Origin of the sequence: Prevotella sp. HCN-7019 (assembly GCF_037890215.1) — a bacterium.
Taxonomy (GTDB): Bacteria; Bacteroidota; Bacteroidia; order Bacteroidales; family Bacteroidaceae; genus Prevotella.
Genome location: NZ_JBBKBO010000007.1, coordinates 144940 through 153648, shown reverse-complemented (window position 1 = coordinate 153648; position 8709 = coordinate 144940). Strand labels below are relative to the sequence as shown.

Here is an 8709-nt window from a genome sequence, read left to right as displayed (position 1 = left end):
TTTAGATATTTCTGATTGTATTAGAGGATTTGTATTTTTTGCTTACATTAAAATGAATAATAATGCAAAAAACGTAATTCCGTATTTACATAGAAATACGTTGTAAATTCAATATAAGCTATTGTATTGGTTATTGTTAAGCTTGTAAGATATCAATACGATATTGATATTAAAAAATTAGGGTTTTCGGATTATGAGATATCTTGGTAGTATTATAAAGTTTACCGGGGAGTAATTTTTATTAATATTGTTATTGTTGAGAATACTGTTTTTATTCCGGTAGAAGATGTAGATTAAATGTCTGATTGGTATTTATATACTTTGTTTTGTCTGTATATAATTTCATCCTCAATTTTTATTCGTTATCAGACATAAAAAAACCGTCAGACTTGGTCTGGCGGTCAATCTCTCATTTTTCTGTTCTTAGCTGTGAATTAGAGGCTGTCTGCAACTACAGAGTCAGCAGCAACTGTTGTATCTTCAACAACTGTTGTGTCGTTCAGAGAATCAGCGTCAGTAGCAGCTGTTTTTGTGTTGTTACCACAAGATGCGAATGAAATAGCTGCGATAGCTACGAACATTAAAACTAATTTCTTCATTTTCTTTGCTTTTTAAATCTGTAAAACAATCATTTGTTTATTAAAACGATGCAAAGGTAAGCATTTTTTTCTTATCACATCATTTTTTTTGATTTTTTTTTTGTCTTTTGTGTAACTTTTTTCTAATTAGTTGAAAATCAATAAGTTTTGAAGTGATAATAAATGTTAATGACTGCGTGACTGTATGAACTCTTGTCAAATTTGTGTTTTGAATTATATATTGTTCTTTTGTAGGATCCTTTTTTAATATAAAAATATAATGTTTATTTATATATATAATGAAGATACTTTTGAGTTTTTTATTACTTTTGTATTTCCAAATGACATTTAATATAAATGATAGATAGTTCTGTTTTTCAAGGCAAAGTAGCTGTATATTATACTCTTGGTTGTAAATTGAATTTCTCGGAAACTTCCACATTTGCGCAAATGCTCGATGATATGGGGGTGAGAACTGCTGAATCAGGAGAAGTTGCAGATATATGTATTATTAATACATGTTCAGTAACGGACGTAGCAGATCATAAATGTAGGCAGGCAATACACCGTCTGGTAAGAAATAATCCGGGGGCACTCGTAGTTGTCACAGGCTGTTATGCACAACTTCAACCTGAGAATGTAAGCAAGATAGATGGGGTCGATTTGGTGTTGGGAGCAAATGAAAAGGCAACATTGATTGATTTTCTTAATTATGCCTGGACAAAAAAACAAAGTTTAAATGAGGGTTCTTTTAAAGAAGTAACTAATTTGCACCAATATTTCTCTGTAAGTACAAAGGAAATAAAGACATTTGCCCCTTCATGTTCAAGAGGCAACCGTACTCGTTATTTTCTTAAGGTACAGGATGGATGTGATTACTTCTGTACATATTGTACAATACCTTATGCAAGAGGATTCTCGCGTAATCCGGATATTAGTTCTCTTGTTGCTCAAGCCAGGATGGCGGCAGAAGCTGGAGGAAAGGAGATTGTTCTTACAGGTGTTAATATCGGTGATTTTGGTAAGACAACACACGAACGTTTTATTGATCTTGTAAAAGCACTTGATCAGGTTGACGGAATAAAAAGATTCAGAATAAGTAGTATGGAACCGGATCTTTTGGATGATGAACTTATAGAATATTGTGCAAAAAGCCGGGCTTTTATGCCTCATTTCCATATTCCATTACAAAGCGGTTCTGACGAAATATTACGCTTGATGCATAGAAGATATGATAAAAAGTTGTTCGCATATAAAATAAATATTATAAGGCAATTGATTCCAGACGCATTTATAGGAGTTGATGTCATGGTAGGGTGTAGAGGTGAACATTCTGAACATTTTGAGGAATGCTATGATTTTCTCAATAATTTGGATATTACTCAGCTCCACGTATTTCCATACAGTGAACGTCCCGGTACCGCAGCATTGAAGATTCCTTATGTTGTTTCTGAAAAAGAGAAGAAAGAACGGTGTCGACGTTTACTCGAGCTTAGCGATATTAAGAAAAATGCCTTTTATGAAAGGCATATTGGTAAAGATGCGGAAGTGTTGTTTGAGAAAGCCACTAAGGGAAAGTCGATGCACGGATTCACAAGAAATTATGTACGTGTAGAACTTTCGCCATCAGATAGCAATGAGATGTACGATAATCAATTGATTAATGTTAGATTAGGTGGTTTTAATAGTCAAAAAACGGCATTGAAGGCAATTTTGTTATGAGAGTCGCTATTGTAATATTGAATTGGAACGGAAAGGGGATGCTGCAAAGTTACCTTTCTTCTGTTATAACATATTCATCCGGTTGTGCAGAAGTTGTTGTTGCCGATAATGCTTCTTCTGATAACTCTATGGAATATATCAGAACCACCTACCCTGGGGTTCGGACCATAATGTTGGACAAAAATTATGGTTTTGCTGACGGATATAATCGTGCGCTGAGACAGATAGATTCAGAGTATTATTTACTGATAAATAGTGATGTTGAGGTAACGCCAGGTTGGTTGGAGCCTCTTGTGTCATTTATGGATGCTCATACAGACTGTGCTGCATGTCAACCCAAGATATTGTCTATGTTTAATCGACATTCGTTTGAATATGCAGGAGCTGCGGGTGGTTTTATAGACAAATACGGCTATCCGTTTTGTCGCGGACGTATATTCGATAAAGTGGAGGAGGATAAAGGGCAATATGACGATGTTGCAGAGATATTGTGGGCAACAGGGGCGTGTATGTTGGTGCGCAGCAGCGATTTCTGGGCTGCCGGAGGTTTTGATCCACGATTTTTCGCACACAATGAAGAGATTGATTTGTGTTGGCGAATGCGAATAATGGGACGTAAGATATATTGTGTTCCTTCAAGCGCTGTTTACCACGTTGGTGGTGGCACATTGCCTAAGAGTAATCCGATGAAAACATATTTGAATTTCAGAAATAACCTTACTATGTTATATAAGAATACGGAAGCGTCAGAGCTTAGGAAGGTTATGGTTATGCGTTTTCTTTTAGATTACATAGCTGCATTTAAGATGTTAGCAGTTGATCATAATATAGGTGAGTTTAAGGCTGTGGTGAAAGCTAGGCGCGATTTTCGTAAGTGGCTTTCAGAATTTAAGTCTGATCGACAAAAAATACAGAATGATCGCTGTGTGAAGAATATAGCTGGGCTGTATGGTAAGTCGTTGTTATGGCAATTTTATTTTAAGGGCAGATGTAAATATAATGATCTATGAAAGATTAATATTTTTTGTCCAAATTCAAAAAAATAAATCAAAAACAGGTATTTTAGTTAATTTTTTAACTTGTTTTAGAAAAAACTTGGATTAAAAAATATTTTTTAGTATTTTTGTGATAGATTTATTGTAATATTACGTCTGTATTGGTGAAAAGTCTATACTGTATCATATCATTTGTGATTTTGCTTTTATTTGTATCATGTGGGCTAAAGTTGAAGCAGAATGATGAAAGAAAAGCAAATGGGCGCATTGAGGTAAAGCGTTACGATCGTATTGAGACGCGTTATCTCACAACAGGAGATTTTGCCGCATTGCAGCAATTGAATACAGACTATCCAAGAGAAACACGTATATTGATAGAAGATGTTCTGCAGCTTGGCGAAATAAGTGATCCTGAGATAAACAGTAAATTTCTGAATTATTACCAGGATACTCTTTTACAGAGAATCATTTCAGATGTTGAGTTTCAGTATGCAGATATGGACGATGTGAACAGCCAGCTGACAAAAGCATTTAAGAGACTCCGTGAACTCATACCGGAAGTAAATATACCTTATATATATTCTCAGATAGGATCATTGGACCAAAGTGTTATTGTTGTAGACGGATCAATTGGTATCTTTCTTGACAAATATCTTGGGGCTGACTATCCTCTTTATAAGAAGTTTTACACACAAAAACAGTGTAAATTCATGACGCGTGAGTATATAGTGTCAGATTGTATGAGTTTTTATCTTTTAAGTCTTTATCCATATAAATCATTGAAATCTTCTTCAAGAAAGAGTAGGGAGATACATGCGGCAAAGATAATGTGGTCTGTTAATAAGGTGGTTGGCAGAAGGGTTTTTGATACGGAGTATGTGAATAAGGTCGATAAATATATGAAGTCGCACGGTGATGTTACTCTTGATGAATTATTGAAGTCTGGGGATATTGTGTGATGTGGGTGTTTTCGACATTGACTTTTAATGTAAGTTTTACGAGTTGTAAATGCCTGTAAATGTATGATTGGTGAAACTTGTTGTGTCTTATTGTATCGAGAAAAGCAATATGACATTCTTTGATGTATAGATCCTTCATTATATGCGGATGTTGTGTGGGCATTGACACATAAAATATCATATATTACCAATAAGCTTTAAGAGCCTATTTTTAAGGTTTGTTAAATAATATTCTTATAGATATAAGCTATTTTGAGCATTTTTTTCTGTCAAATAAAATGTGTATCCATAGGTTCTCTGAAGGTTAGTATCGAACCTGGTACTGCTTCTCAAAGATTTCATTCTGTGTTTTTAAAAGGCCTGTTAGGCTGCTCTAAAATGGTTCATCGTGCGTACCGTGAAATTTACTTTCAATAAAAATGTGGTTCCAGTATCGCATTGGTGTTCCCCTCTTTTATTGGGAGGAATGTCTATGGGACACTTACAGATTTTCAGTATTCTTCGATTTTTTATTCGGGTTTTCAGTTCTACCCCAAAAAATAAGCGAGTATTTTCGAACAGATGTCTCTTCAGACGCAAATACGTGAAATATGAGTGGCTTGTGCAAATTATTGAATGTCAGAGGTTTTTGTTTGATGTCCCTTTTTCTGTCATGCAATAAGCACCGTTTGAGCATGCGATATGGCCCGTTTCAGGGCCTCAAATGCACAATATCGCACTATGATATGTGCATAATCGGACCCTCAAATGTGCATAATCAGAATGTAAAATGAATTTTTCCGGACTACACACCACGGTATATAGCAATGCTGTATGGGCTGAGATAGTCTATAAAATGCTGGATTTAATATTCTTTCACTTCTATTTTGTGATTTTATTTTGTCAAAATAAAGTCAAGAAAAACTGTAAGTCCGCCACTCGGGTTTTCTTTAAAAACAATGATATTAGACATTAGATAGAGCATGGAAATACATGTCGGGCATATATGTTGGTGATTTATCGGTTACGATAGCGTGGATTTATCATTACGTGGGTAGGTGCGCTTTCACGGTTTATACCATTTTGTGTTGTCTGAAGGTTTTGCCATTCCATGGTACTTCATGAAAATAATATCTAATCTCCATTGAATTGCTTTTGAGCCACAGATAAAACAGAATACCTGTTTGAAAGCAGAATAATGTCAATTTATCATATTTATAATATTATGCCTGATTTCCGATATTAACCAATTTTCCTTGGTATGCCCCTGTAGATTTCATTTCGTTTATCAGGCGATTTGTAAATTCGTAGTTTTTCATATCCCATTTTGGTGCAAGCAACAGCTCCTTGGGTGATTGACTCACGAATCTTTCCAAAATTAAATCTTTATTCAGATACTGTATGTATTTGGATATCAGCTCTATATACTCATCCACACTGTATAGGTGGAATGGCTTTTCAATATATTCTTTTGCGAGTTTTGTCCCTTTAATAATCTGCATTTGGTGTATTTTCAGTATATCAAGCCCGCATTCGGATATTATAGCTGCTTGTCGTAGACTTTCATTCCGGTCTTCCCCCGGCAGGCCTATTATTATATGTCCACCTGTGATAATACCTCTTTCTTTGGTCTTCTTTATTGCTTCTTTGCTGCACTCGAATGTGTGACCTCTGTTAATGCGTCGCAGAGTTTCGTTGTTTGCGCTTTCAATGCCGTATTCTACTATAACAAGACATTCTTCATTCAGTTTGGCTATATAATCAAGTTTTTGTTCATCCACACAGTCAGGACGTGTGCCGATAACAATTCCAACCACATTATCCACGGCAAGAGCCTCTTCGTATTTTCTTTTAAGGTCTTCCACACTTCCGTAAGTGTTGGTGAATGATTGGAAATATGCCAGATATTTCATCTCCGGATACTTGCGTGCAAAGAAGTCTTTGCCCTCTTCAATTTGTTCCTTTATGGATTTGTTTCTGCTGCAATATGACGGACTGAAGGTGCGGTTGTCGCAAAAGGTACATCCGTTGACAGAGAGCCGTCCGTCTCTATTGGGGCAAGTGAAACCGGCGTCAACCGATATTTTCTGTACACGGAATGGGAACTTCTTTCTTATCCAGTTTCCGAAATCGTTGTATGGCAGCGTTTTCATTAAATAACTTTTAATACAATATGTAATGCAAAAGTAAGGAAAAAAAAGTATCTTTGCATTAAATTATTTTGAAAAATACGATAATGAAAAAATTATTGGCAATTTGTGCAACATTATTTTTGACTGCTACAAATATGTTTGCAATCGAGAAAATAACCATTGGTGATATTACGGGCGGCAAGTTTGCAGCCAAGTCTGTCAGTGGCATTGATCCTATTGAAGGCACCGACATGTATGTCAGGATCAGTGATGACAAAAAGCAGATTCTGAAATGTTCCTTCCGTACAGGAAAGACAGTAGAAGTGCTTTTTGATATCAATAATACCATGGGAGAGAAGATAAAGGATTTTGATGGATACATCATGTCACCGGATGGCAAGCGTATGCTTATTCAGACTCAGACAGAGCGCATATACCGTCGTTCGTTCAAAGCAGTATATTACATATATACAATCAGCAGCCATAAACTGGAGAAACTTTCTGATGGTGGCCCTCAGCAGATACCGACGTGGTCGCCTGACGGAATGCAGGTGGCTTTTGTACGCGAGAATAATATTTATCTTGTTAAGCTTTTGTATGACAATGCAGAAAGTGAGGTTACAAAGGATGGTAAAAAGAATGAGGTTATAAATGGAGTGCCGGATTGGGTGAATGAAGAAGAATTCGGACTTTCACGGTCGTTGGTGTTCAATGCGGACGGTTCGATGATATGCTGGATAAAATATGACGAGACAAAGGTCAGAAATTATTCACTTCAATATTTCAAAGGCAGTAATCCGACATTTGGTGAATATGAGGATTATCCGGGCGATTACACATATAAATATCCGAAAGCAGGACAGGATAATTCTGTTGTAAGTGTGTGGAGTTATGAGATAAAGACTCATAAGTCGCGTAAGTTGCAGGTGCCGGTGCAAGCAGACAGCTATATTCCGCGTATAAAGATGACATCCGATGCTCAGAAGATAATTGTATATACTCTCAATCGTCATCAGGACGAACTGTGCCTGTATGGTGTGAATCCGAGAAGTACGGTGTCTCAGCTCCTTATAAAGGAGAATGTGCCTAAATATGTGAAAGAAGAGGCTATTGAAGGAACAATCGTAGGAAAGAGTACAATTCTGCTTCCGAGCGACCGCGACGGTTTCATGCATATATATATATATGGTATGAACGGACAGCAGATACGTAAGGTTGGTGATGGCAATTTTGATATCACTGCTATTTACGGATATGATGAATCAACTGGTGATGTGTATTATCAGGCTGCGGCACTCAATGCTCATGACCGTCAGGTGTATGTGTCGCACAAGAATGGAAAGACAGAACGTCTTACAGACCAGGAGGGCTGGAACAGTGCGATCTTCTCGGCAGACTATGAATATTTCATCAACACATGGAGCGATTACAATACTCCGTATGTATATACCGTCCGCAATAAATCAGGCAAAGTTCTTTCGACAATTCTTGATAATAAAGAATTGAAACAGACCGCACAACAATATGGATTCACAAAGAAAGAAACTTTCTCTTTTACAACTTCCGAGGGTGTTAAACTGGATGGTTGGATGGTAAAGCCTGCAGATTTTGATGCTTCACGCAAATATCCTGTCATAATGTTCCAATATAGCGGACCTGGCAGCCAGCAGGTTGTTAATTCTTGGAATGCAGGTTCTATGGGACAGGGCGGTGCATTTGATTATTATCTTGCTTCGGAAGGTTTCATTGTGGTTTGTGTGGATGGTCGTGGTACCGGAGGACGTGGTTCTGAATTTGAGAAGAGTGTTTATTTGCGTCTTGGAGATCTGGAGTCGAAAGACCAGGTGGAGACTGCTTTGTATCTCGGCACACTGCCTTATGTCGATAAGGATAATATCGGAATATGGGGCTGGAGCTACGGTGGATTCAATACTCTTATGAGTATGAGTGAAGGACGTCAGGTTTTCAAGGCTGGTGTTGCTGTTGCAGCTCCGACCAATTGGAAATATTATGATACTGTATATACAGAACGCTACATGCGCACGCCAAAAGAAAACGCATCCGGCTATGCGGTGAATCCAATTGAGCGTGCTGGTAAACTGAGCGGTGCGTTGCTTCTTTGTCACGGTATGGCTGATGACAACGTGCATCCTCAGAATGTTTTCGAATACAGCGAGGCTCTCGTTCAGGCTGATAAAGACTTCAAGGAGAATTTCTATACAAACCGCAATCACAGCATTTATGGAGGTAATACGCGTAATCATCTTTTGCGACAGATCTCGAAATTCTTTATTGAAAATCTAAAAAAATGATGTTCTGCATTATGTAATATTGTGAATAGACA

At 37.1% G+C, this 8709-nt stretch carries 6 protein-coding genes; 4 read left to right on the top strand and 2 right to left on the bottom strand.

Annotated elements, in window-relative coordinates:
• Positions 1–434: 434 nt before the first annotated feature.
• On the bottom strand, positions 435–599 hold the full coding sequence (locus WKT13_RS10330; RefSeq protein ID WP_340323805.1) for a PG1828 family lipoprotein: 165 nt from the start codon (positions 597–599) through the stop codon (positions 435–437).
• A 336-nt stretch (positions 600–935) separates the two neighbouring features.
• Here WKT13_RS10330 and mtaB point away from each other — a divergent pair, with 336 nt between their 5' ends.
• The 3 genes from mtaB to WKT13_RS10315 all read left to right on the top strand — a co-directional run bounded on the left by mtaB (position 936) and on the right by WKT13_RS10315 (position 4254).
• Positions 936–2300 carry a tRNA (N(6)-L-threonylcarbamoyladenosine(37)-C(2))-methylthiotransferase MtaB gene (mtaB, locus tag WKT13_RS10325; RefSeq protein ID WP_340323804.1) on the top strand — a complete coding sequence of 455 codons (1365 nt, stop codon included), beginning with the start codon at positions 936–938 and terminating at the stop codon, positions 2298–2300.
• Entirely contained in the window at positions 2297–3310 is a 1014-nt protein-coding gene (locus tag WKT13_RS10320) for a glycosyltransferase family 2 protein (protein WP_340323803.1), read from the top strand. Before mtaB ends, WKT13_RS10320 begins: the two co-directional genes overlap by 4 nt.
• A gap of 149 nt (positions 3311–3459) precedes the next feature.
• Positions 3460–4254 carry a gliding motility protein GldB-related protein gene (locus WKT13_RS10315; protein ID WP_445323599.1) on the top strand — a complete coding sequence of 265 codons (795 nt, stop codon included), beginning with the start codon at positions 3460–3462 and terminating at the stop codon, positions 4252–4254.
• Positions 4255–5456: 1202 nt separating this feature from the next.
• Here the strand turns inward: WKT13_RS10315 and WKT13_RS10310 are convergent.
• Positions 5457–6386, bottom strand: a complete 930-nt coding sequence (locus WKT13_RS10310; protein ID WP_340323801.1) for a TIGR01212 family radical SAM protein — start codon at positions 6384–6386, stop codon at positions 5457–5459.
• Positions 6387–6469: 83 nt separating this feature from the next.
• On the opposite strand from WKT13_RS10310, the gene WKT13_RS10305 reads away from it, so the two are divergent.
• Positions 6470–8677, top strand: a complete 2208-nt coding sequence (locus tag WKT13_RS10305) for a S9 family peptidase (protein WP_340323800.1) — start codon at positions 6470–6472, stop codon at positions 8675–8677.
• The last annotated feature ends 32 nt before the right edge of the window (positions 8678–8709 follow it).

What these genes read in the sequence shown, in the direction of transcription:
- WKT13_RS10310 (WP_340323801.1), bottom strand. Translation starts at nt 6,386, where the DNA reads ATGAAAACGCTGCCATACAACGATTTCGGAAACTGGATAAGAAAGAAG.
- WKT13_RS10305 (WP_340323800.1), top strand. Translation starts at nt 6,470, where the DNA reads ATGAAAAAATTATTGGCAATTTGTGCAACATTATTTTTGACTGCTACA.
- mtaB (WP_340323804.1), top strand. Translation starts at nt 936, where the DNA reads ATGATAGATAGTTCTGTTTTTCAAGGCAAAGTAGCTGTATATTATACT.
- WKT13_RS10320 (WP_340323803.1), top strand. Translation starts at nt 2,297, where the DNA reads ATGAGAGTCGCTATTGTAATATTGAATTGGAACGGAAAGGGGATGCTG.
- WKT13_RS10330 (WP_340323805.1), bottom strand. Translation starts at nt 599, where the DNA reads ATGAAGAAATTAGTTTTAATGTTCGTAGCTATCGCAGCTATTTCATTC.